Genomic DNA, 22,056 nt, shown 5'->3' with positions numbered 1-22,056 from the left:
GTGGCGTCGATTCCGTCACCGGCCGAGACGATCGAGGAGGCCCGCGTACCGTTCGCGTGCTGCCTGGGAATGGCCGCGGATGACGTCGAGGTGGGTGAGCCCGGCGGCATCGTCGACAGGGCGGTCGCGTGACTCGGGCCCGCGGACCGTCACGCTGCCGCCCACCGGGGAGGTCTGTCGGGGCTGGTCAGCGGCCATCGCCATGCCGGCAACCTATCAACGGGGTACGACACCCGATCTCAGACCGGTGACCCGTCACACCACGGAAACGTGCCGGCTGCCACAATCCCCACGGACTCGTCCGCCGTCACCCCTGACGGCGCCGGCCCGCCCCGCCCGTCGAAGAGGAGGCCGTGGTGCACCTGACGCCGTCGGACACCGAGAAACTGCTGCTGGCCGTGGCCGGGATGGTCGCCCGCGACCGTCTGGCCCGCGGGGTGAAGCTGAACTATCCGGAGTCGGTGGCCCTGCTGTCGACGTGGGTGGTGGAGCGGGCCCGGGACGGGGAGTCGGTGGAGGACCTGATGGTGCAGGGCCGCGAGGTCCTCGGCCGGGACCAGGTGATGGACGGCGTCGCCGAGATGCTCGTCGAGGTCCAGATGGAGGCCACGTTCCCCGACGGCCGCAAGCTCGTCACCATCCACGATCCGATCGCCTGAGACGCAGGAGACCGACATGGCTTCGTCCAGCAGTTTCGGCCCGGGCGCCATCCGCGTCGCCGAGGGCACCATCGAACTCAACGCCGACCGCTCCGCCGACGAGCGGATCGAGCTGACCATCCTCAACACCGGCGACCGGCCGGTGCAGATCGGCTCGCACATCCACCTGGCCGAGACCAACGCCGCCCTGGACTTCGACCGCGAGGCCGCCTACGGCTTCCGGCTCGACATCCCGTCCGGGACCTCGCGACGCTTCGAGCCGGGTGCGTCCCGCACCGTCTCCGCCGTCGCCTTCAAGGGGAAGCGCCGGGTCCCCGGCGTGCAGATCAAGCCGGCCGACCAGCACGACCTCGATTCCGCGACGCGCGACGGGAGCAAGTAGATGGTGCAGATCTCCCGGTCCGAGTACGCGGCCCTGTACGGCCCGACCACCGGCGACCAGATCCGGCTCGGGGACACCGATCTGTGGATCCAGGTCGAGGACGACTACACCGCGGGCGGCGAGGAGGCCGTCTTCGGCGGCGGCAAGTCGATCCGCGAATCGATGGCCCAGGGCGAGATGACCAACGCCGCCGGGGCTCTCGACACCGTCATCACCAACGCGATCGTGCTCGACCACTGGGGCATCGTCCGCGCCGACGTCGGCATCAAGGACGGCCGGATCGTCGCCCTCGGCCGGGCCGGCAACCCGGACATCGCCGACGGCGTGCACCCGCAGCTCGTCATCGGCCCCGGTACCGACGTCATTTCCGGCGAGGGCAAGATCCTCACCGCCGGCGGCATCGACACCCACGTGCACCTGATCTCGCCGTCGCAGATCGTCGAGGCCCTGGCGACCGGGCTGACCACTCTGGGCGGCGGCGGCACCGGCCCGTCCGAGGGCACCAAGGCGACCACCGTGACGCCGGGACCCTGGCACCTGAAGACCATCCACCGGTCCATCGACCCGTACCCGATCAACCTGCTGCTGCTGGCCAAGGGCAACACCACCTCGGTCGCCGGGCTGGCCGAGCAGGCCCTGGCCGGGGCCGGCGGGTTCAAGGTGCACGAGGACTGGGGGTCCACCCCGGCCGCCGTGGACGCGGCGTTGACCGCGGCCGACGAGTGGGGCCTGCAGGTCGCGCTGCACTCCGACTCGTTGAACGAGGCCGGTTACGTCGCTTCGACGGTCGCGGCGATCAATGGCCGCTCGATCAGTGCATTCCACGTCGAGGGCGCCGGCGGCGGGCACGCCCCGGACATCCTCTCGATCGCCGGCCTGCCGAACGTCCTGCCCGGGTCGACCAACCCGACGCTGCCGCACACCGTCAACACCGTCGCCGAGCACCTCGACATGCTGATGGTCTGCCACCACCTCAACCCGGCCGTCCCCGAGGACCTGGCCTTCGCCGAGTCGCGGATCCGGGCCACCACCATCGCGGCCGAGGACATCCTGCACGACATGGGCGCGATCTCCCTGACGTCCTCGGACGCGCAGGCGATGGGCCGGATCGGCGAGGTCATCACCCGCACCTGGCAGGTCGCGCACGTCATGAAGAACCGCCGCGGCGATCTCGGTGGCGGCCTGCCGGCCGACAACCTGCGCGCCCGACGGTATGTCGCCAAGTACACGATCAACCCGGCGATCACCCACGGCATCGACGACGTCGTCGGCTCGGTCGAGCCGGGCAAGCTCGCCGACCTGGTGCTGTGGGAGCCGAAGTTCTTCGGGTTCCGGCCGTCCGTCGTCATCAAGGGCGGCGGACTGGTCTGGGGGGCGCTGGGTGATCCGAACGCCTCCATCCCGACGCCGCAGCCGGTGCTCATGCGCCCGGCGCTGACCGACGCGATCGGCGCCGACCTGTCCGTCTCGTTCGTCGCCCCGCGCGCGTTGGACGACGGCCTGGCCGGTCGGCTCGGGCTGCGGCGAGAGCTAGTCGGCGTCAAGCCCACCCGCGACGTCGGCAAGGCCCAGATGATCAACAACGACGCGCTGCCCAAGATCGACATCGAGCCCGACACGTTCCAGATCTCCATCGACGGTGAACGCGTCGAGCCCGCTCCGGCGACGGAACTGCCGTTGGCGCAGCTGTACTCGATGTTCTAGGGGCGCCGCGCTGACGTCCCCCGCGACTTGGTAAAGACCGCCGCTGTTCCGTCGCGGAGGCGGCGTGTTGCGCTCAGTCGCGCGCCGTCGGGTGTCGGGAAGGCGTCAAGGCCTCGCCACGGTCTGGGGATGACCGGGCCGTCATTCCGACGGATGTGGACAGTTTCGGGTGCGTGTCGGACGCCCGGCCCATCCTCTGCGCATGCCCCGAGCGCCCTGGCCACTTCCGGACAACCTCGTCGACCGGCCGATCCTGGTCGGTTCCAGTCAGGTCCCGCCGTCGCGACTTCGCCGTCGGGACGTCTGGGCGCCCCACCACGGCGTACGGATCGTCGCCGGCAGCGCCGCCGACTGGCAGCACGAGTCGGGTGCGGTGGCCCTACGCCGGCGATGCCTCGCGTTGCTGGCAGCGGTGCCAAACGGAGTCGCGCTCAGCTCACTAACGGCTGCGCGCATCTGGCCGTTGCCGCTCCCGTTCGACGACGGGGCCGAAGACCTGCACGTCGTCGCGCTGGGCGATGCCTGGACGCCGCGGCGGCCCGGGGTGCGGGCTCGGCAGATCTCCGACCGCGGAGCGCAGATCGTCGAACGGCATGGGCTGCGCACGATCGACCCGGCCACACTGCTGTGTCACCTGTCCCTCGTCCTGACGATGCCCGACCTGGTGGCGGTCGCCGACGCCCTGATCCTGGACTCGGTCTACCCCGAGGAGGGGCGCCCGTACGTGACGCTGACCGACCTCACCGAACGCCTGACGACGTACCGGGGGCGCGGCCGCCGCAAGGTCGCACAGGCGGTGGTGTTGGCCCGTCAGGGGTCCGAATCGCGACCGGAGACGTTGCTCCGGCTCAGGCTGCTCGACGGCGGCTTGCCGGAGCCCCGCCTCAACGTCGACATCCGTTCCAGCAACGGCGCTTTCCTGGGACGTGGCGATCTGGTCTACGAGGAGTTCCGTGTCGTCGTCGAGTACGACGGCGACCACCACCGGACCGACACCCTCGTCTTCGACCGCGACGTCCTGCGCCTGGACGGCCTGGCCGCGGCTGGCTGGCGAGTCGTCAGGGTGACCGGGCGGGCCTTCTTCGGTTCCCCGGCGGCGACGGTCCACCGGGTCCGACGGGCCCTGCTCGACGCCGGTTGGTCAGGGACGACGTCAGATCGCCACCGCGACAGGGCGGAACACGCCGTCTCGGCGACAAGTTGACGGCCGGCTTTACCGAGTCGCGGAACGGGTTACGGTCGGCGGGTGCCGTCCACGTCCGCCGAGGTCCTGCTGATGCTGCTGGGCGACGCTCGTCTTCCGACCGGTGCCCACACCCAGTCGGCCGGACTCGAGCCGGCGCTGCGCGCGGGAATGACCGTCGACGACATCCCGTCCTACCTGACGGCCCGGCTGCGAAGCGTCGTCCCGGTCGAAGCCGGGGCCGCGGTGTTGGCGCGTCGCGAGGTGCTTGACGCCACCGCCCCCGATGACCTGACCGCCAGGCTGACGGCCGTCGATGAGGCTTGGCGGGCCCGGACGGTCAGCCCCGCCCTGCGGGACAACGCACAGGTGCTCGGCCGCGGCTATCTCCGGCTGTTGCGCGGGCTGTGGCCCGATGACCTCGGTGTGCGGGCGCTGACCCACGTCGGGAAGCCCAGTCGTGGCGTCGTACTCGGCGTGGCGGGCGCCGCGGCTGGACTGTCGGCAGCCCAGGTCGCCCGGCTCGTCGGCTACGACGACGCCCAGACCGTTGCTGCGGCGGCTCTCAAGCTGGAACCGATGGACCCCACCCGCGCCGCCCGGTGGGTGTTCGAGGCCGCACCGGACATCGAGAACCTCTCGTCGCTGGCCGGTCTCGCAACCGTCGACGATCTGCCGGCGACTACCGCCCCGCTCGTCGAAGAATGGGCCGAGCGGCATGCCGTGGCGGGGCAGCGGTTGTTCCGCGCCTGAAGCACTCGCGACTGGGCGCAACACGCCGCCTCCGCGACAAAACAGCGGCGTTCTTTACCAAGTCGCGGGCGGGGCGGCGGACTAGGTCAGCAGCCCCGCCCGATGGGCCACCAGCACCAGGGCGACCCGGTCCCTCGCCTCGAGTTTGGTGAGCAGCCGACCGATGTGGGTCTTCACGGTGCCTTCGGCCATGTAGAGGGTGGCGGCGATCTCGGCGTTGGTGGCGCCGCGGGCGATCTCGACGAGCACCTCCCGTTCGCGGTCGGTCAACGCGGCGAGCGGGTCGGGGCCGGACGGGCCGGTGTCGCCGCCGACGGGCAGCCGGCCGGCGAAGGCGTCGAGCAGTCGGCGGGTGGCGCTGGGGGCGACGACGGCATCGCCGCGGGCGACGGCGCGGACGGCGCCGAGCAGGTCCTCGGGGCGGGCGTCCTTGAGCAGGAATCCGCTGGCCCCGGCGTGCAGGGCGGCGTGCACGTACTCGTCGAGGTCGAAGGTCGTCAGCACCAGCACCTGGGGGGACGCCGGGCCCCGCCGCGCGCGGATCGCCCGGGTGGCGGCCACGCCGTCGAGCACGGGCATCCGCACGTCCATGAGGATCACGTCGCCGGGGCCGACCCGGTCGGCGAGCCGTTCGATCAGGTCGACCGCGGCGCCGCCGTCGGCGGCCTCTCCGACCACCTGCATGTCGGGTTGGGCGTCGATCAGCATCCGGAACCCGCTGCGCACCAGGTGCTGGTCGTCGACCAGGACGACCCCGATCACCCCGTCCGGCGCGCTCACGAACGCCCCGGAACCAGTCGCTGGACGGGCAGGACGGCGGTGATCGCGAATCCGCCGCCGGGTCGTGCGCCGGCGCGCAGATCGCCGCCGAGGAGCTCGACCCGCTCCCGCATGCCCCGCAGCCCGTGCCCGGGCTCGCCGGGTGGGGCGGCGGGATCGTCGGCGGCGCCGCGTCCGTCGTCGATGACGGTGACCCGCAGGGCCGGCCCCAGGGGCGACGGCTGCGGGCCGGTGACGGTGATGCGGACGGACGCTGCCGGCCCACCGTGTTTGAGCACGTTGGTCAGACCCTCCTGGACGATCCGGTAGGTGGTGAGCTGCACGGGGACGGGCAGGTCCGGGGGGACGGAGACCTGCAGGTGCACCGGCAGCCCGGTGGTGCGGACCGCCTCGACCAGCGCGGGCAGGGCGGCGAGGTCGGGCGCCGGTTGCAGCGGGGCCGTCCGGACCGACCCGCCCGGCACCGGACCGTCATCGGCCGGTCGACCGGTCGGGTCCGGGCCGCCGGCCCGCAGCACCCCGACCATCTGCCGCATCTGGGCCAGGGCGTCCCGGCTGGTCTCGGCGATGGTGTCCAGCGCGGCCGGGGCCACCGACGGATCGGCGAGCGCCGCGGCCCGCGCCCCCTGCGCCTGCACGACGATGACGGCGAGCGAGTGGGCGACGATGTCGTGCAGGTCGCGGGCGATGCGGGCCCGTTCGGCGGCGGCGGCGAGTTCCACCCGCCGGTCGCGTTCGGCGGTGAGCAGCCGGGTGCGTTCCTCCATCGCCGACACCTGCTCGGCGGCCCGCTCGCGGCGGTCCCGCTGCCGGGAGCCCAGCAGGTACATCACGGTCACCGCAGCCGCGCCGGCCAGGAAGTTCATCAGCACGGTGGGCACTTCGGTGACCACGCCGGGGGCGTCGTTGGCGGCGATCGAGTCGGGGATCACGCTCCAGCGGACGGCGGCCAGACCGGCGCCCACCAGGGCCAACGTCAGCGTGGCCTTGCCCCAGCGACGATCGGCGATGTAGGCGGCCGACGCGTGCACCACGGCCGCGATCACCAGGTCACCGAGCAGCGGCCGCGAGGTGAGCAGGATCTGCAGCAGGCACAGTCCGGCGACCATCACGATCATCAGCCGGGGCTGGGTGCGTCGGAAGACGAGCGTCGCGACCAGAGCGGTGTTGGCCAGCCACTCGACGTAGCCGCCATTGCCGCCGGTGAACAGGACGAGCAGCGCGGCGGCCAGCGCCACCAGGGCGTCCCCCGGCCACCGGCTGTCCGACAGCCACCGGGTCAGACGCTCCTGCATTCCGCCAGCCTAGGGACACCGGCCGCTCCGGCGGTCGGCCCGGCGGCCCGTCCCCCGCCCGGGCAGCCCATCCGCGACCACGGTCGCAGCCGGGCGTCGGGAAGGTGGGACCACGGTCGTACCGGGTCCCCCGGTGGCGGCACCCGCCCCGGCCGTACCGACGACCCGAGTCCGCTGTGCGTGGGCCGCGGAGTTCCTAGCGTCGAGCACGACCATCGCGGCCCACCGGCCGCACCGTCCCACCACAAGGAGCGACCCCCACATGACGTCGTCCCCGTCCGTCAGCACCGCCACGGGTGGCCTCCGATCACCCGCCGGGGTGGCCTGCGCCGCCGAGCAGCTGGTCAAGGTCTACGGCACCGGCGACGCCCAGGTGACCGCGGTCGACGGCCTCTCGGTGGCGGTGGCGGCCGGCGCGTTCACCGCGATCATGGGGCCGTCCGGGTCCGGCAAGTCGACGCTCATGCACTGCCTGGCCGGGCTCGACCAGGCCACGTCGGGTCGCGTCCTGCTGGGCGACACCGATCTCACGGCGTTGTCCGACCGGGAGCTGACGCGGGTCCGTCGGGACCGCATCGGGTTCGTCTTCCAGTCGTTCAACCTGCTGCCCGCCCTGACCGCCGAGCAGAACATCGTGCTGCCCCTGGAACTGGCCGGGCGGCGGGTCGACCGGGCCGCCCTGGAGCGCATTGTCGCCACCCTGGGGCTGGCGGATCGCCTGCGGCACCGCCCGGCCGAACTGTCCGGCGGCCAGCAGCAGCGGGTCGCGGTGGCCCGGGCGCTCGTCACCGACCCGGAGGTGATCTTCGCCGACGAGCCGACGGGCGCACTGGACATCCGCAGCGGGCACGCGCTGCTCGCCACCTTGCGGGGCGCGGTCCGGGAACAGGGGCGGACCGTCGTCATGGTCACCCACGACCCGGTGGCCGCCTCGTACGCGGATCGCGTGCTGCTGCTGGCCGACGGCCGGGTGGCCGGCGACCTGGACCGGCCGAGCACCGACGACATCCTGGCCACCCTGCGCCCCTTGGATGCGTGAGCAGATGAGCATCCGTCACACCGCCGTCGCCCAGTTGCGGGCGACTCCCGGGCGGTTCGTCGCCGTCACCGTCGCCATCCTCATCGGGACCGCGTTCATCTCCGCCACCGGCGTCTTCTCGGCCACCTTCCGGGCCGCCGTGGCCGACGCGGCCGCCGCCCAGTACCGCACCGCCGATGTCGTCGTCGTCCCGGACGGGGACGCCACGTACGACCCGGCCGCGGCGAACATCCTGGTCGACGACGTGCGCGCCGTCCCCGGGGTCTCCGCGGTCGCCCCGGTCGCCGACAACTTCGGGGCCTACACCGCGGAGGGTTCCCGCGGCTGGCTGCGCGCGCGGAGCCTGCCGGACGACCCGGCCCTGCGGTGGACGACCCTGTCGTCCGGGCGGTGGCCGTCCGGTGACGACGAGATCCTGCTGACCCGGGACACCGCCGACCGCGGCAATCTGCCCGTGGGCGGCACGCTGACGGTGGAGGGCTGGCCGGTGCCGTCGGCGAGCACCGACGCAGCGGCCACGGCCCGGGCGACCCCGCGGACGACGTTCACCGTGGTCGGTCTGGTCGACGCGGTCGGGTCGCCGGGCGGGGCCAACGTCGGGTACGTGACCGCGGCCGCACTGGAGGCGCTGTTCCCGCGGACCACCCCGTCCTTTCTGCTGGTGACCGGCGGCGGGGACGCCGACGCCCTGGCCCAGTCGATCGGCGCGGCCACCTCCGGGTCGGCCACCGTCGAGACGGCCGCAGCGGCGTCGGCCACGGCCGCGCAGGTGGCGGAACAGCAGGTCCGGGTGCTCGGGGACGTCCTGACGGGGTTCGCGGTCGTCGCCATCGTCGTGGCCATGATCGTCATCGCGACCACGTTCACGACCCTCATCGCCCAGCGGCGTCGGCAGATCGGCCTGCTGCGCTGCGTCGGGGCGACCCGTGAACAGGTCCGCACGCAGGTGCTCCTGGAGGCGGCGGTGCTGGGCGCGATCGGCGGTGTGCTCGGGGTCGGTATCGGCGTGGCCGGCGGTTTCGGGGTCGCCCGGTTCTTCGGCGTGTCCACCGGTGGTCTCGCGGTGGACGGTGTCGGGTTGGTGGTCACGGCGATCGCGGCGGTGGTCGTCACCGTCGTGGCGGCCTGGGTGCCGTCGGCCGCGGCGATGCGGGTGGCCCCGCTGGCCGCGCTGCGCCCGGTGGACAGCGACGCGGCATCGGCGGCCCGGCAGTCCCGGGTGCGGGTGGTGGTCGCGCTGGTGCTGGCCGTCCCCGGCCTGGTCGCGCTGGTCCACGGGGCGACGGCCGGTCGGTTCGAGCTGGCCCTGCTCGGCGGGGCGGCGACGGCGGCCGGCGTGCTGCTGCTCAGCCGGACGTTCCTGCCTCCGCTCATCGCCGCCCTCGGGTCGGTCGGTCGGCTGGCCGGCGTGCCCGGCCGGATGGCGGCCGGCAACCTGCTGCGCAACCCGGGCCGCACGGCCAGCAGCGGTACTGCGCTGATGGTGGGTGTGGGCCTCATCGTCACCCTGCTGGTCGGCTCGGCATCGGCCGCCGCCACCCTGGATCGCGAACTGGCCGAGCGGTATCCGGTCGACCTGACGCTGTCGGCCGCCGACGGTGCGCTCGGCACGCAGGCGCCGTCGTTGGTGGCCCGGCTGGCCGCGGTGCCGGGGATGGGCGACGTGGTCACCCTCCCGGGGGCGGCGGCGACGCTGTCGGTGTCCGTCGGCGGTCAGGATCTCGCCGAGCCGGTGACCGTGCTCGGAGCGCCGGCCGGTGGGGTGCCGGCGCCCGTGCAACCGGCTCCCGGCGAGGTGCTGATCGACCTCGAATACTGGGGCATCGAGGGCCCGGTCGAAGGGGTCACCGCTCGGCTGACCGCGCCGGACGGGACGACGACCGCGGCGCTGGCCGTGCGGCAGGCCCCGGTCGGTCTGGCCGGGACGCAGAACGGAGCGAGTGTCGTCGTCGCCGCGTCGACCCTGAACCTGTTGTCGGCCACCGCGCCGGCCACGGTGGTCTGGGCGACCATCGCCGACCAGTCCCGGTCGACCGAGATCGTCGCCGAGGTCAACCGTCTCACGGTGGGGGAGAACGGGATCCAGGTCGGTGGCGCCGCGCCCATCCGCACGGACCAGCAGAAGGGCCTCAGCCAGATCCTGACGTTCGCGATCGGCCTGCTCGCCGTGGCGGTGGTCATCGCCGTCGTCGGGATCGCGAACACGCTGAGCCTGTCGGTGGTCGAGCGGACCCGCGAGTCCGGTCTGCTGCGGGCTCTCGGCCTGCAACGCGGACAGCTGCGGCGGATGCTCGCAATCGAGGCGGTGCTGCTGGCCGTCGCCGGCACCCTGGTCGGCGTCCTCGCCGGCATCCTGTTCGGCTGGGCCGGGGCGTCGGCCGTCATCACCACGGCGGGGGAGGCGCTGGTGATGGACCTGCCGTGGGGGCAGATCCTCGCCGTACTCGGCGGCGCCGTGGTGGCCGGGTTGCTGGCCTCGGTGCTGCCGGCCCGCCGGGCGGCCCGCACCGCGCCGGTGGCCGCCCTGGTGGACGTCGGCTGACCGGGCCGCTCGCGACTGGGGAGTACACGCCGTCTGCCCGACGAAACAGCGACCGTCTTTACCAAGTCGGGCGGGGGTGCGGGGGTGGGGGAGTCAGGTGCGGCGGGCGAAGCGGCGGCGCTGGGTCTGGAGGTACTGCCGGGCCCGGCGCTGTCCGCCGCGCTCGACGATCGCGGCGGCCAGCCGGTCGAGCGCGGCGCCGATGGCCGTGACATGGACAGCCCAGCAACGTCTTTCGCACTCGGCCAGCCAGTCGACCGGGCCGAGGTGGCCGCGCTGGCCGTTGCACCGACGGCAGGCGGCGACCTCGTTCTCCAGCCAGGACGGACCGCCCTTGACCCGCGGGATCAGGTGGTCGGTGGTGGGCGGGACGAGCCGGCCGAACGGGCGGTCGCACCAGACGCAGCGGTCGCCGTCGCGGGCGAGGATGACCGCCATCCGGTCGGACCGGCCGAGCTGCCCACCCGGGGAACTCCCCATCGGCCCGACGGTAACAACGCGATCCGGCGACCGGGTTCAGGCGGCGACGGCACCGCGTTCCGTGGCCGTTCCCGCTGTCGTCCCACCCGTGTGGGTGGTGTCACGGCGGCGCCGTCCAGGCCGCCGGTACAGTGGGATGTATCGATTCAGAACGCCGGGGGGCTGTTCTGACGATCGTCACGAGGCCGTGCCGCACTGCACCGAGCCCCGCCACCCCGCCCGAGCAGGGCGGTCGGCCACCGTCGGCCCCGATCCGCCGGACCCACTGCCGCCGCAGTCGGAGGAACCGGCCCCAGGCGCGCCGTCGCGTCCGCACACCAACGCTGTTGCGGTCCCGCGGAACCTCCGCCACCGCGCACCGACCTGAACACCAAGGAGTCACCATGACCGTACGAACCGCCCCGAGAACCCTCGTCGACCCCCGTCGACCGGCCCACGCCGACGTCGAACGCCTCGCCGATGCCGTCGTCCGGACCCCCGAGCTGGACCCGACCCTGGTCCGGTTCCTCGCCGGCCGGGTCGCCGATCACTGGTCCCTGCCCGTCGAGCAGATCGAGCGGCGCCTGGCCGTCCGCATCGCCCATCGCGTGGCGGTCCGCGACACCGCGCGTCTGCTGCGCTCGGCCTGATCCAGAGCTTCCCGACCCCGTGGTCGGCGCCCCACCCCGGGGTGCCGGTCACGGGGTCGGCGCGTCTCTACCGCCGGTCGCCCGGCGTACCGGGCTCCGGCACTCCGCCCGCGATCGGCGGCGAGGTGAGTCGCGGGCCGAGGAAGCCGGCCATCCGACGCAGCATGTCGCGGATCGTCCCCACCGGCTTCGTCGCGACGAAACCGTGGTCGGCGCCCGGGTATTCGTGGTGCGCCACCTCGACTCCGGCGGCTCGGAGCACACCGACCAGTTCGTCGGCCTCGGGGGCCAGGGTGTCGTACTCGGCCGTGAGCACCAGGGTGGCCGGAAGTGCCTGCGCCAGCGCGGCATCGAAGCGCGGTGACGCGAGGGTCTCGGCCCGACGGGCGATCTCGGGGAAGTACGCCCAGCCGACGAACCGCTGAAAGAACGGCCCGATCACCGGCCGCCGGATCGCGGACGTCCGGGCGTTGTCGACGACATCGGTGACCGGGACGACCAGGACCAGGGCCGACGGCCGGGCCAGCCCGGCGGCGTGCCGTTGCTGGCACGCGTTGATGGCGAGTTTGGCGCCGGCACTGACCCCGCTCAGCCCGATCCGCCCGCCGTCCCAGCCGTACCGCTGATCGGTCATGACCCACCCGACCAGGTCGAACACCTCCTCCTCGGCGCGGGGGTAGACCGCCCGCGGAGCGGTGCTGTAGTCGGGGAGCAGCACGATCGCCCCCAGCTCGTCGGCCAGATGGCGGGCGATGTGCCGGTCCTGCTCCGGGTGCCGGTTGACGAACCCGCCGCCGTGCAGGTGCACCAGCACCGGCGGACGCCCGCCGGCACGATCCGGTGCGGCCGGGCGCTGGAGCACCGTGCGCAGGTCGCCGTGCCGGGTGGGGACCCACACGGTCTCCAGCGGGGGCAGTTGCCGGGTCGGATCCTCGGTGCCCCTGGGGGCGTGGGCGCGGATGCGGGAGCCGAGCTGGGCCAGGGTCCAGAACAGCGGATGGAAGGGGCGTCGCACAGCTCGTACTACCTCCGGTGGTCGCGGATCCCCGTCGGGTCGGCCGGGGCCGCCGCATTCCATGATGCGGTGGCGGTGGTCCTGCGCGACCCGCGGGGAGGGCGGACCGGGGGTGAGCGAAGCGTGGCCACGGGACCGTCGCCGGCGCGTATAGGGTCGCCCCGTCCCGCCCGGCCGACTCGACCGTCAGGCCCGGCGGTCGATCCCCGAGCGGAAGGCACAGCCCATGACCGATCTCGCCCCGGCCGGAACCCGATCGCTGCGACTGGGTGTCGCCGGCCCCGTCGGCACCGGCAAGTCGTCGCTCATCGCCCTGATCTGCCGTGAGCTCGCCGACGAGCTGGCCCTCGGCGTCATCACCAACGACATCTACACCGACGAGGACGCCCGCTTCCTGCGGTCGGCCGGAGTGCTCGACCCCGAGCGCATCCGGGCCGTCGAGACCGGCGCCTGCCCGCACACCGCCATCCGCGACGACGTCACCGCCAACCTGCTCGCCGTCGAGGACCTGGAGGCCGACTTCGCGCCTCTGGACGTCGTTCTCGTCGAGTCCGGAGGCGACAACCTGACCGCGACGTTCTCCCCGGCCCTGGTCGACGCGCAGATCTTCGTCCTCGACGTCGCCGGTGGTGGGGACGTCGCCCGCAAGGGGGGACCCGGGATCGGCCGGGCCGACCTGCTGGTCGTCAACAAGACCGACCTCGGCCCGTACGTCGGGGTCGACGTGCCGCAGATGGTGGCCGACGCGCAGGCCGCCCGCGACGGCCGCCCGGTGCTCGGCCTGTCCCGCACCGACCGCGACTCCATCGAGGTACTCAAGACCTGGCTGCGGGGTGTGCTCGCCTCGTTCCGCTCCGGCGACCACGTCGCCGTCGACCCCGGACCGATGGCCCCGCACTTCCACGCCGAAGGCGGGGAACATCAGCGAAGTCACGCCGACGAGGACGGCGGCTACGTGCACAGTCACGGCCCGGACGACCACGAGCACGACCACGCGCCCGTCACCGGCGCCGGGTCGCAGCGCTGAACCGGTCGCTCACCCGGATCGGCATCGAGGCGGCGCCCGGCCGGGCCCGCCTCGATCTCCGGTCGGGGGTGTTGGCCGTCCGCCGGGTGCGCAGCACCGACCGCGGCGCGGTGGTCGCACTGGTCGCGACCAGCGCCGTGCTGGTCGCCGACGACGACATCGTCATCGACGTGCACGTCGGGGCGGGGGCGTGGCTGGAGATCGTCGAGACCGCCGGCACCGTCGCCTACAACGCCTTCGGGACGCCGTCGCGGTGGTCGGCCCGGATCAGCGTGGCCGACGGGGGACGGTTGACCTGGCTCGGGGAACCGTTCGTCGTCAGCGACGGCGCCAACGTCGACCGGGTCACCACGGTGGACCTCGCTTCGACCGGGAGCGCCGTGCTCCGGGAGACCGTCGTGCTGGGCCGGGTCGGTGAGCGGGGCGGCGCGGTCGACGTGCGCACCACGGTTCGCCAGGGCGGTGCACCGCTGCTGGTGGAGCGACTGGACCTGAACGATCCCGCGGAGCGCTCGCACCCCGGTCTGCTCGGGCCGCATCGGGTGGTCGACACGGTCAGCGCGCTCGGCTGGCGCCCACCGCCGACACCGGAGCTCGTCGCCGGACAGCGCTTCGACCTCCACGCCGCGGGTGCCCTCGCCCGGTCGCTGGACGCCACCACCCACACCTCCCCGCTGGCTCCGGTGGCGCGACGGTGGGCGCAGTCGATGGCCGACGGCGGCTGATCGCTCCATCTCCCGCCGGAATCCGGCTGTGCCGTGCGAGTTCTCGTGAGCAGGCGATCACTGCGCGCCACGGCGGGTCGACGGGTGGCTCGTCCGGCCGGTCGGCAACGAGCCGGAAACACAGCGGTCATCCCCCGCGTCATCCGCGTTCCTACATTCGGCGCAACGGCACGTCCGGCGGGTCGGTCTGCGGACCGACGTGGCGTCCACGTGTCCGAGTGCAGCGTTCGCGCGCTGCCTCCCGGTGCTGTTCACGGCGCCGCCCGACTCGACGCGAAAGCAGGACCCGATGACCTCGAACGATCCCCGTAGCCCGCAGCTGCCGCCGGCCCTGACCGACCCCGCCGCGCGGGTCGCCGCGTCGACCTCCAGCCGCCGGTCGTTCCTGCGGATCGCGGGCCTGGGCGCCCTCGGTGTCGCCGGTGCCGGTGCGCTGGCCGCCTGCGGTTCCGGTTCGGGGTCGGCCAGCACGTCCTCGGCGACCAGCGCGGCCGCGTCCGGTGGTTCGGCCAGCGCCTCGTCCGGTGCGGCGTCCGTCGCCCCCGGGACCTACGGCGACATCTCGCTGCAGCTGTCCTGGATCAAGAACATCGAGTTCGGTGGCGAGTTCTTCGCCGACAGCAAGGGCTACTACACCGACGCGGGCTTCGGGAAGGTCGACCTGGTCACCGGGCCGGTCGAGAGCGCGGACGCGCTCGTCGCGGCCGGCACCGTGACGATCGGTCTGTCCGCGCCGGACGCCACCGCCCGCCTGGTCACCGAGCAGGGCGCGCCGCTGAAGATCATCGGCAGCACCTTCCAGAAGAACCCGTTCTGCATCCTCTCGCTGGAGGAGGGCAAGCCGATCCGCACCCCGCAGGACCTGGTCGGCAAGACCCTCGGCATCCAGGCCGGCACCAACCAGGCGATCTTCGCCGGGTTCCTCAAGGCCAACAACATCGACCCGTCCTCCCTGACGCAGGTCGTGGTCCAGTACGAGCCGACGCCGCTGACCGAGAAGAAGGTCGACGGCTTCATGGCGTACCTGACCAACGAGCCGTTCCTGGTCAAGGCGCAGGGCTTCACGCCGGTCACGCTCTCGTTCGCCGACAACGGTCTGCCGCTGACCGCGGAGACGTTCACCGTGGCGCAGGAGACGATCGACTCCCAGCGCGACATGCTCAAGGCCTTCCTGACCGCCGAGATCCGCGGCTGGACCGATGCTGTGGCCGATCCGGCCGGGGCCGCCGCCCTCGCGGTCAACACCTACGGCAAGGATCTCGGCCTCAAGCTCGACGAGCAGACCGAGCAGGCCACCGCTCAGAACGAGCTCGTCGTCTCGGCCGACACGAAGGCCAACGGTCTGTTCACGATGACCGACACCCTGATCTCCCAGATCATCACCGCGCTGGGCGAGATCGGGATCACGGTCACCGCCGACCAGCTGTTCGACATGAGCCTCCTCAAGGAGGTCTACGCGGCCGACCCGAGCCTGATCAAGGCCTGACCGGCGCCGACCGTGCCCCACCCGCACCACCGCCCATCACGAAGCCACCGGGACCCACTGGGGCGAGGGAGATGTCGATGAGCAGCACCGAGCAGACCGAGGTGGTGACGGCCGATCGTCGGTCGGCCGTCAGCACCATCGACCCGGCGGCCGAACCGTGGGCCGCCACCGGTATCGACATCCAGGGGCTCAGCAAGGAGTTCAGCCTGGGCCGCAGTTCGGTGACGGCGTTGGCCGACACCAGTCTCGGCACCAAGCGGAACTCGTTCCTGTCCCTGCTGGGGCCGTCGGGCTGCGGGAAGTCCACGATCCTGCGGATCCTCGCCGGTCTGGAGACGCCGACGTCGGGACGGGCCCTGATCAACGGTTCGTCGACCGGCGAGATCCAGCGCAACCACGAGCTGGGCATCGCCTTCCAGGAGGCCGCGCTCCTGCCCTGGCGCACGGTGACCAGCAACATCCGGTTGCCCCTGGAGGTCGCCGGGATCAAGCCGGAGTCCGGTCTGATCGACGACCTGATCTCGCTGGTCGGGCTCAAGGGCTTCGAGAACGCCAAGCCCGCTCAGCTCTCGGGCGGTATGCGGCAGCGGGTGGCCATCGCCCGCTGCCTGGTCGTCCAGCCGACGGTCATGCTGCTCGACGAGCCGTTCGGCGCCCTCGACGACATGACCCGTCAGCGGCTGAATGTCGAATTGCTCCGCATCTGGACGGAGAAGCCGGCGACGACTTTGATGGTCACGCACGGCATCTCGGAGGCCGTGTTCCTGTCCGACGTGGTCGCGGTGATGAGCCCCCGGCCCGGCCGGGTCGCCGAGGTCGTCACCATCGATCTGCCCCGGCCGCGGACGCCGGACCTGATGCGCACCCCCGAGTTCCACGCCTACGCCGACCAGCTGTCCGAGATCCTGTTCGGCCGGGGCGGTCAGCCCGGCGCCGAGGCCGGGTGAACCGGCGATGAGTGACAGTCAGACGTCGTCCGGGTCGACCGTCGAGGCCGACCTGTTGACGGCCAAGCAGATCCCCGGCCCGGGCGGGCCCGTCCCCGCTCCCGGCCCGACCGCACCGCGGCAGCGGTGGTGGCAGGACTCCCCGCCGTGGCTGGGTGGACTGGTCGGCACGGTCGCCATCATCGTCGTCTGGTGGGTCGCGTCCTTCACGCTGTTCCAGAGCAGCCAGGCCATCCCCAGTCCCGTCGAGGTTGTCGCCAAGTTCTTCGACGGCGCGCAGTGGTCGTCGACCCTGAACAACGCCGGCGCGACCGTGAAATCCGCTGCCCTGGGCTATGTGTGGGGCAACCTGGCCGCGATCGCCCTGTCGGTGCTGGTCCTGCTGCTGCCGTTCCTGGCCGAGATCGTCAATCAGATCGCCATCGTCACCTACTGCATCCCGCTGGTGGCGATCGGGCCGATCCTGGTCATCACCTTCGGTCGCGCCAACCCCAGCGGCGCCTCGGTGGTGCTGGCCGCGATGTCGGTCTTCTTCACCACCGTGGTCGGCTGCCTGGTCGGCCTGCGGGCCGCGCCGCGGACGTCGCTGGATCTCATCCGCGCCTACGGCGGCTCGAAGTGGACGATGCTGCGCAAGGTCCAGCTCATCGCCGCCCTGCCCAGCCTGTTCGCCGCGCTCAAGATCGCTGCCCCGGCCGCGTTCCTCGGTGCGGTCCTGGCCGAGTACCTCGGCTCCGGCGGGGATTCGACGATGGGCCGCGCGCTGATCGCCGCGCAGTCCCAGTCGGACGCCCCCCAGCTGTGGTACCTCGCGTTGATCTCCGGTCTGATCGCCGGCGCCGGGTACCTGCTCGTCGGGCTGGTCGCCCGGCTCGTCACCCCGTGGACCACCGGCGGCACCGAAGGAGGCCGGCGATGACGCTCACCCGCACCGAACCCGTCACCGCCGCCGCCGGGCCCGCCGCCGCCGCGGCTTTCGAGACCCGGTCCGGCGGTTCGGGCATCGGCCGGCGGATCCTGACCGCCGTCGTCACCGTCGTGGTCGCCCTGATCGTCCTGGCCGCTCTCTGGGCGCTGATGCTCAAGGTCTTCGACGTCTCGCCGTTCGTGGGCAAGACCCCGCTCGACGTGTGGAACTACCTGTTCTCCGCCACCCCGCCGCCCGGGGTGCGGCCGGCGTCGCTCACCGCCGAGGCGGCCCGATCGGCGGCCTTCTCGGCGCTCGGGACCACGCTGCTGGACGCGGCCATCGGCTTCGTCGCCGGCATGGTCATCGCCTCGGCGATCGCCGTCGGCTTCGTGCTGTTCCAGCCGTTCGAGTTCGCCTTCATGCCGATCGCCATGCTGCTGCGGTCCGTGCCGCTGGTCGCGATGGCGCCGGTGCTGCTGCTGATGTTCGGGCAGGGCAAGGTGGCCATCGCGGTCATCGCCGCCATCGTGGTGCTGTTCCCGGCGCTGGTGAACATCGTGCTCGGCCTGCGGGGCGCCTCACCGCAGGCGTTGGACGTCATCCGGGTCAACGGCGGATCCAAGCTGACCGCGCTGCTCAAGGTGCGGATCCCGTCCGCACTGCCGCAGTTCTTCGCCTCGGTGCGGATCTCCGTCCCCGGCGCCGTGGTCGGCGCGATGCTGGCCGAGTGGCTGGCCGGGTTCGACGGCATGGGCGGTGTGCTGTCCGGCTACAAGGGCCAGGGCAACTACGGCGGCGTCTGGACCATCGTGGTTCTCGCGGTCGTCAGCTCCATCGTCCTGTACGCCGTCGCCACCATCGTGGAGGCCGCCGTGCTGTCGGCCTGGGGTCCGGACGCCGGCCGCTCGCACTGACCGCGCGGACCCGCCGGGGCTCACGTCACTCCGTCGGGACGACGTCCCCCGGGCCGAATTCGACCCGCACCCGCGGCGCGTAGACCACGCTGACCGGCTCGCCGCCGACGGCGAATCCGGCTCGGCCGAGCAGTCCGCCGATTGGATCGTCGTCCAGCCGGATCAGCGACGCCGCGGCCAGCGGCCACTGCTCGTGCCGGTTGGGCAGATACAGAGTGCGGCCGCCGTACCAGCGGACGTGCAGGCCCCACCGAGCGGTGAGGAAGTGGTCGAGGGCCGACGGTGCGGTCATCGGCTCGCCGACCCGGACGGTCATCGACCCCTGTGCCGCCGGCCGGGGGAGGAGCCGCCGGCACCGGTAGGTCAGTTCGTCCCCGTGTCGCTCCAGGGACATCCGTGACCATTCGTAGGGCAGCCGCAAGGCCAGCCGGGCACCCAGCACGGGCAACGCCCGCTGGGCGTCCAGAGAGCAGAAGTAGACGCCGCGCCGGCCGAGCCGGTCGACGGTGTAGAGCCGGACGTTGGTCTCCAGGAACGTGCCCAGCCAGGGCAGCCCGGGGCCGGGACCGAACCCCAGCTTCACCATGCGGAAGCCGATCAGCCCGACGTAGGTGCGGCCGTCCAGGGTGTCGGGGCGGCAACCGGCGGGGAGCAGCCGGGCGACCTGTTCCGGGTCGACGGGCCAGTGGGCCATCGCCACGTCGTCCCAGTACTGCCGCAGCAGACGGCCCCGTAGCCGGCGGGGCGGCTCCGGAGTGACGGCTTCCGGGGGCGCCCAGGACGCAGTGCCCGGTGTCTGGCCACCCTGGGGGGCGCGGGAGATCATGGTCGTTCGGTGCCCCGTGGCGGTGGTGATCACGCCGGGGCGGCCACCTTCCGCCGGGTGATCGGCGATGCTGGGCCGGTGAGCATCCGTCCGGACCCGGCGCCGTCCGGGTCCCGTCCGTACCAGGTGCGGCCCCGGTCGTGGTCGGCGGTCGCGTCCGACATCGGCCGGACCCTGGTGGCGGCGCTCATCGCCTGGGAGCTGTGCCGGCGGCTCGGCTCACCACCGTCCCCGATCTACGCCGTCATCGTTCCGGTGCTCACCATGCGGACCGACCCGTTCGCCTCGTTCGACGTCTCGCTCACCCGCATCGTCGGTGTGCTGCTGGGCGTCACCCTGGGGCTGGCCGCCCTGCACGTGCTGCCCCCCACCTTGCTCACACTGGGCCTGCTTCTACTGGTGGGCCTCGGTCTCGGATCCATCCGGTGGGGTTCCCGCGGCCCGGGCGCGACGGTCAACGCGCAGGTGGCGCTGTCGGCCCTGCTGGTGTTCGCGGCGGCGGACGCCGACCCCCACACCTATGCCTGGGACCGGCTGTGGGAGACGGTGGTCGGGGCCGTTGTCACCGTCGTCGTCGCGCTGCTGCTCGTCCCGCCGAACCCGGTGCGGGCGGCCACCGGGGAGCTGGCGGCACTGGCTGCGGGGATGGCCGAGGTGGTGACCCGCGTGACCACCACCGACGCCGGCGGCTCCGGTCGGCTCGTTGCCGACGCCGCCGACCTGTCCATCCGGGCCGAGCAGCTGGCCGACGACGTGCGCCGGGCCGGCCGGACCGGCCGCGTCGCCCCGACCCACCTGCGCCACCGGGCGGCCGTCCGGATGCTCCTGCCCCGGGCCGACCTGGCCCGGTCCGTCGGGCACCAGCTGACCGCGCTGGCCACCACTGTCGACGATCTGGCCGGCCGCGAGGTCTACGACCGGCGGTGGCCGGTCGTCCGGGAGCAGGCCGGTGCGGTCACCGAGCCGCTCGGTGCGGCCATCGCGGCCGCGCTGACCGGCGCGGACTGCCGGGCCGAGGCGGAACGGGCCGGGGCCGCCCTGTTGACCTTCCGGCAGGCCCAGCCGGATCCGGTGGCGGTGCTGCTGCGCAATCCGATGCGCCGGGTGCTGGACCGGCTCGCCGCCTTCGCCGGGTTGCCCCTGTTGGACATGCGGTCCATGGAGGAGATCATCGACCCGGTGTCCCGGCGGCTTCCGTTCGACGGCAGCCGGTGATCGGCGTCGGTCATCTCCTGCGGTAGGCGGCCCAGAGGAAGCAGTACAGGCCGAACAGGACCAGGCCGACCGCCTTGATGACGAGCAGTGAGCCGTCGGCGGGGGTGAGATTCATCAGCCGGACCAGGGCCTCGAACCCCGGCGGACCGACGCGGCCGTTGACGCCGACGATGATCATGAGCACGCCGATGATGCCGAGCGTGATGCCCTTGCCCACGTACCCGACCCGGCCGGCGACCAGGACCCAGGCGGGGACGCCGGGGCGCAGCTCGCCGGCGAACCGGGTGCGGCCGATCTGGTAGAACTGCCGGCCCGCCGCGATGACGATGCCGATGCCGATCCCCACTGCGAGGACGCGGGTGGTCATCAGGGCGATCTCCGGGGTGGGATCGAGTGGAGCACGGCCTTCACGGACGAGGCGACCGGCCAGGGCGACGCGGGCCGCGCTGAACCCCACGCCGAAATAAACGCCGGCGCTGATCAGGCTGCCGAACCGGCCGAAACGGCGCATGAGCGCACTCTCGGACGGGTTGCGCCGCCAGATGGTCTCGAAGATCTGCCAGAGGGTCATCGCCATCAGGCCGAGGGCGGTGGCCCACAGTAGGGCCTCTCCGCCGAGGGTGGCGGCCATCTCGTGGAGCGCCGTCTCGTCGGTGACGTTGCCGTGCCGGCCCGACCAGGCGATGCGGACGATGATCCAGGCCACCAACAGGTGCAGGACGCCGTAGGCGACGAGGCCGAGGGCGATCAGCTTGTCGAAGGTGCCGCTCTTGTGCAGGACGCGGCCGCGTTCCGCGGTGGCCACCAGGATGCGCGACGACCGCGAACGTGCGTCGTCCGTCGCCCCCATGGGAAACCCTTCTTGGCGCACCGACCCGGATGCGGGTCCTCGGCGCCCCGCCGGCGGCGAGGTCACCGACCGCAGCCGAGCATAGGGTCCCCGGCCGGTGCCGGTCGGGCGGGCGCGGACGCACCACCGGATCGGTTGTCGCTGGTGGACAGGGGTGTGACGGGTCACCCTGACGGGTGCTGCCAACAGTTAGCTGATTAACTACAGTGAATGCTAACGAGCTAATTCGACGCTCTGGCGAGCGACCGGTCGGCCGGTGGACGGGAGCACGACGATGAATGGACAGCGGCGAGGGGGATCGTCGTTGTCCGCGGGCCCGGCCGCCGCCCACCGCCCGATCTCGCCCTGGCCGATCGTCGAGGCCGGCCCGTCCACCCCCACCATCGCCGACGACTACGCGGACCTGCTCCGCTACCTCTCGCCGGCGCAGCGTCGCGGCATGATCTCGCGGTTGACCGTCGGGTACTACGAGGACTGGCGGCCCGGTCGGGCCGAGGTCGCCGATCTGGTCGCGGTCGAGCTGGGCGTGCTGACCTGGGAGGGCGCAGCCCAGCGGCATCGGCAACGGCTCTCCGGTGACGAGCCGGACAGCATCACGCCGCAGATCCGGGCCTGGTACCGGGAGCGGGCCCTCGCCCGCCGGCTGCACCGTGGCGGAGTCGACGCCCGCCGCTAGTTCGGGCCGGCAGGCCCGC

23 protein-coding genes are annotated in these 22,056 nt (G+C 72.8%); 16 read left to right on the top strand and 7 right to left on the bottom strand.

Features of this window, described 5'->3' with window-relative positions; translation table 11 throughout:
- Positions 1–15 precede the first annotated feature (15 nt).
- Positions 16–204, bottom strand: coding sequence for a hypothetical protein (locus FDO65_RS22925; RefSeq protein ID WP_240757707.1), 189 nt, complete (start codon positions 202–204; stop codon positions 16–18).
- A 152-nt stretch (positions 205–356) separates the two neighbouring features.
- On the opposite strand from FDO65_RS22925, the gene FDO65_RS18235 reads away from it, so the two are divergent.
- From FDO65_RS18235 to FDO65_RS18215, 5 genes are all read left to right on the top strand, one after another.
- Entirely contained in the window at positions 357–659 is a 303-nt protein-coding gene (locus tag FDO65_RS18235; protein ID WP_137451177.1) for an urease subunit gamma, read from the top strand.
- Positions 660–675: 16 nt separating this feature from the next.
- A complete protein-coding gene (gene ureB, locus FDO65_RS18230) occupies positions 676–1,041 on the top strand; it encodes an urease subunit beta (RefSeq protein ID WP_137451176.1) in 366 nt (121 codons plus the stop codon).
- Positions 1,042–2,745 (top strand): urease subunit alpha, encoded by a 1,704-nt coding sequence (locus FDO65_RS18225; protein WP_205850155.1) that lies wholly within the window; start codon positions 1,042–1,044, stop codon positions 2,743–2,745.
- 202 nt (positions 2,746–2,947) lie between these two features.
- Entirely contained in the window at positions 2,948–3,949 is a 1,002-nt protein-coding gene (locus tag FDO65_RS18220; protein WP_137451175.1) for a hypothetical protein, read from the top strand.
- Positions 3,950–3,991: 42 nt separating this feature from the next.
- A complete protein-coding gene (locus tag FDO65_RS18215) occupies positions 3,992–4,681 on the top strand; it encodes an urease accessory protein UreF (RefSeq protein WP_240757706.1) in 690 nt (229 codons plus the stop codon).
- A gap of 81 nt (positions 4,682–4,762) precedes the next feature.
- Here FDO65_RS18215 and FDO65_RS18210 read toward each other — a convergent pair whose 3' ends face one another.
- Positions 4,763–5,461, bottom strand: a complete 699-nt coding sequence (locus FDO65_RS18210) for a response regulator (protein WP_240757705.1) — start codon at positions 5,459–5,461, stop codon at positions 4,763–4,765.
- Positions 5,458–6,756, bottom strand: coding sequence for a sensor histidine kinase (locus FDO65_RS18205; protein ID WP_137451174.1), 1,299 nt, complete (start codon positions 6,754–6,756; stop codon positions 5,458–5,460). Before FDO65_RS18205 ends, FDO65_RS18210 begins: the two co-directional genes overlap by 4 nt.
- A 262-nt stretch (positions 6,757–7,018) precedes the next feature.
- On the opposite strand from FDO65_RS18205, the gene FDO65_RS18200 reads away from it, so the two are divergent.
- On the top strand, positions 7,019–7,795 hold the full coding sequence (locus FDO65_RS18200) for an ABC transporter ATP-binding protein (RefSeq protein ID WP_137451173.1): 777 nt from the start codon (positions 7,019–7,021) through the stop codon (positions 7,793–7,795).
- 4 nt (positions 7,796–7,799) lie between these two features.
- Entirely contained in the window at positions 7,800–10,337 is a 2,538-nt protein-coding gene (locus FDO65_RS18195) for an FtsX-like permease family protein (RefSeq protein ID WP_137451172.1), read from the top strand.
- Between the two features lie 93 nt (positions 10,338–10,430).
- Here FDO65_RS18195 and FDO65_RS18190 read toward each other — a convergent pair whose 3' ends face one another.
- Positions 10,431–10,817: an HNH endonuclease gene (locus tag FDO65_RS18190; RefSeq protein ID WP_137451171.1), complete on the bottom strand. Its 387-nt coding sequence runs from the start codon at positions 10,815–10,817 to the stop codon at positions 10,431–10,433.
- Positions 10,818–11,200: 383 nt separating this feature from the next.
- Here FDO65_RS18190 and FDO65_RS22300 point away from each other — a divergent pair, with 383 nt between their 5' ends.
- Complete coding sequence (locus FDO65_RS22300) at positions 11,201–11,446, top strand: hypothetical protein (protein ID WP_166442282.1); 246 nt, start codon at positions 11,201–11,203, stop codon at positions 11,444–11,446.
- Positions 11,447–11,513: 67 nt separating this feature from the next.
- Here FDO65_RS22300 and FDO65_RS18180 read toward each other — a convergent pair whose 3' ends face one another.
- Positions 11,514–12,461, bottom strand: coding sequence for an alpha/beta hydrolase (locus tag FDO65_RS18180; RefSeq protein WP_166442281.1), 948 nt, complete (start codon positions 12,459–12,461; stop codon positions 11,514–11,516).
- A gap of 226 nt (positions 12,462–12,687) precedes the next feature.
- Here FDO65_RS18180 and ureG point away from each other — a divergent pair, with 226 nt between their 5' ends.
- The 6 genes from ureG to FDO65_RS18150 all read left to right on the top strand — a co-directional run bounded on the left by ureG (position 12,688) and on the right by FDO65_RS18150 (position 18,470).
- A complete protein-coding gene (gene ureG / locus FDO65_RS18175) occupies positions 12,688–13,488 on the top strand; it encodes an urease accessory protein UreG (protein ID WP_137451168.1) in 801 nt (266 codons plus the stop codon).
- Between the two features lie 86 nt (positions 13,489–13,574).
- On the top strand, positions 13,575–14,213 hold the full coding sequence (locus tag FDO65_RS18170; protein WP_166442280.1) for an urease accessory protein UreD: 639 nt from the start codon (positions 13,575–13,577) through the stop codon (positions 14,211–14,213).
- 289 nt (positions 14,214–14,502) lie between these two features.
- The gene (locus tag FDO65_RS18165; protein WP_137451166.1) at positions 14,503–15,699 is read left to right on the top strand and encodes an ABC transporter substrate-binding protein; all 1,197 of its coding nucleotides are present in this window, start codon (positions 14,503–14,505) and stop codon (positions 15,697–15,699) included.
- A gap of 71 nt (positions 15,700–15,770) precedes the next feature.
- Positions 15,771–16,646 (top strand): ABC transporter ATP-binding protein, encoded by an 876-nt coding sequence (locus FDO65_RS18160; protein WP_420847555.1) that lies wholly within the window; start codon positions 15,771–15,773, stop codon positions 16,644–16,646.
- Positions 16,647–16,653: 7 nt separating this feature from the next.
- Positions 16,654–17,565: an ABC transporter permease gene (locus tag FDO65_RS18155; RefSeq protein ID WP_137451164.1), complete on the top strand. Its 912-nt coding sequence runs from the start codon at positions 16,654–16,656 to the stop codon at positions 17,563–17,565.
- Positions 17,562–18,470: an ABC transporter permease gene (locus FDO65_RS18150; RefSeq protein WP_137451163.1), complete on the top strand. Its 909-nt coding sequence runs from the start codon at positions 17,562–17,564 to the stop codon at positions 18,468–18,470. The genes FDO65_RS18155 and FDO65_RS18150 overlap by 4 nt, the downstream gene beginning before the upstream one ends.
- A 25-nt stretch (positions 18,471–18,495) precedes the next feature.
- Here FDO65_RS18150 and FDO65_RS18145 read toward each other — a convergent pair whose 3' ends face one another.
- On the bottom strand, positions 18,496–19,296 hold the full coding sequence (locus FDO65_RS18145) for a YqjF family protein (RefSeq protein ID WP_137451162.1): 801 nt from the start codon (positions 19,294–19,296) through the stop codon (positions 18,496–18,498).
- A 78-nt stretch (positions 19,297–19,374) separates the two neighbouring features.
- Between FDO65_RS18145 and FDO65_RS18140 the strand changes: the two genes are divergently transcribed.
- Positions 19,375–20,511, top strand: coding sequence for an FUSC family protein (locus FDO65_RS18140; RefSeq protein WP_137451161.1), 1,137 nt, complete (start codon positions 19,375–19,377; stop codon positions 20,509–20,511).
- A 10-nt stretch (positions 20,512–20,521) separates the two neighbouring features.
- On the opposite strand, the gene FDO65_RS18135 is transcribed toward FDO65_RS18140, so the two are convergent.
- A complete protein-coding gene (locus FDO65_RS18135) occupies positions 20,522–21,361 on the bottom strand; it encodes a DUF1206 domain-containing protein (RefSeq protein ID WP_137451160.1) in 840 nt (279 codons plus the stop codon).
- Between the two features lie 304 nt (positions 21,362–21,665).
- On the opposite strand from FDO65_RS18135, the gene FDO65_RS18130 reads away from it, so the two are divergent.
- Entirely contained in the window at positions 21,666–22,037 is a 372-nt protein-coding gene (locus FDO65_RS18130; protein WP_137451159.1) for a hypothetical protein, read from the top strand.
- The last annotated feature ends 19 nt before the right edge of the window (positions 22,038–22,056 follow it).

Origin of the sequence: Nakamurella flava, from assembly GCF_005298075.1 — a bacterium.
GTDB lineage: Bacteria > Actinomycetota > Actinomycetes > Mycobacteriales > Nakamurellaceae > Nakamurella > Nakamurella flava.
This window is presented reverse-complemented; position numbering and strand designations above follow the sequence as displayed.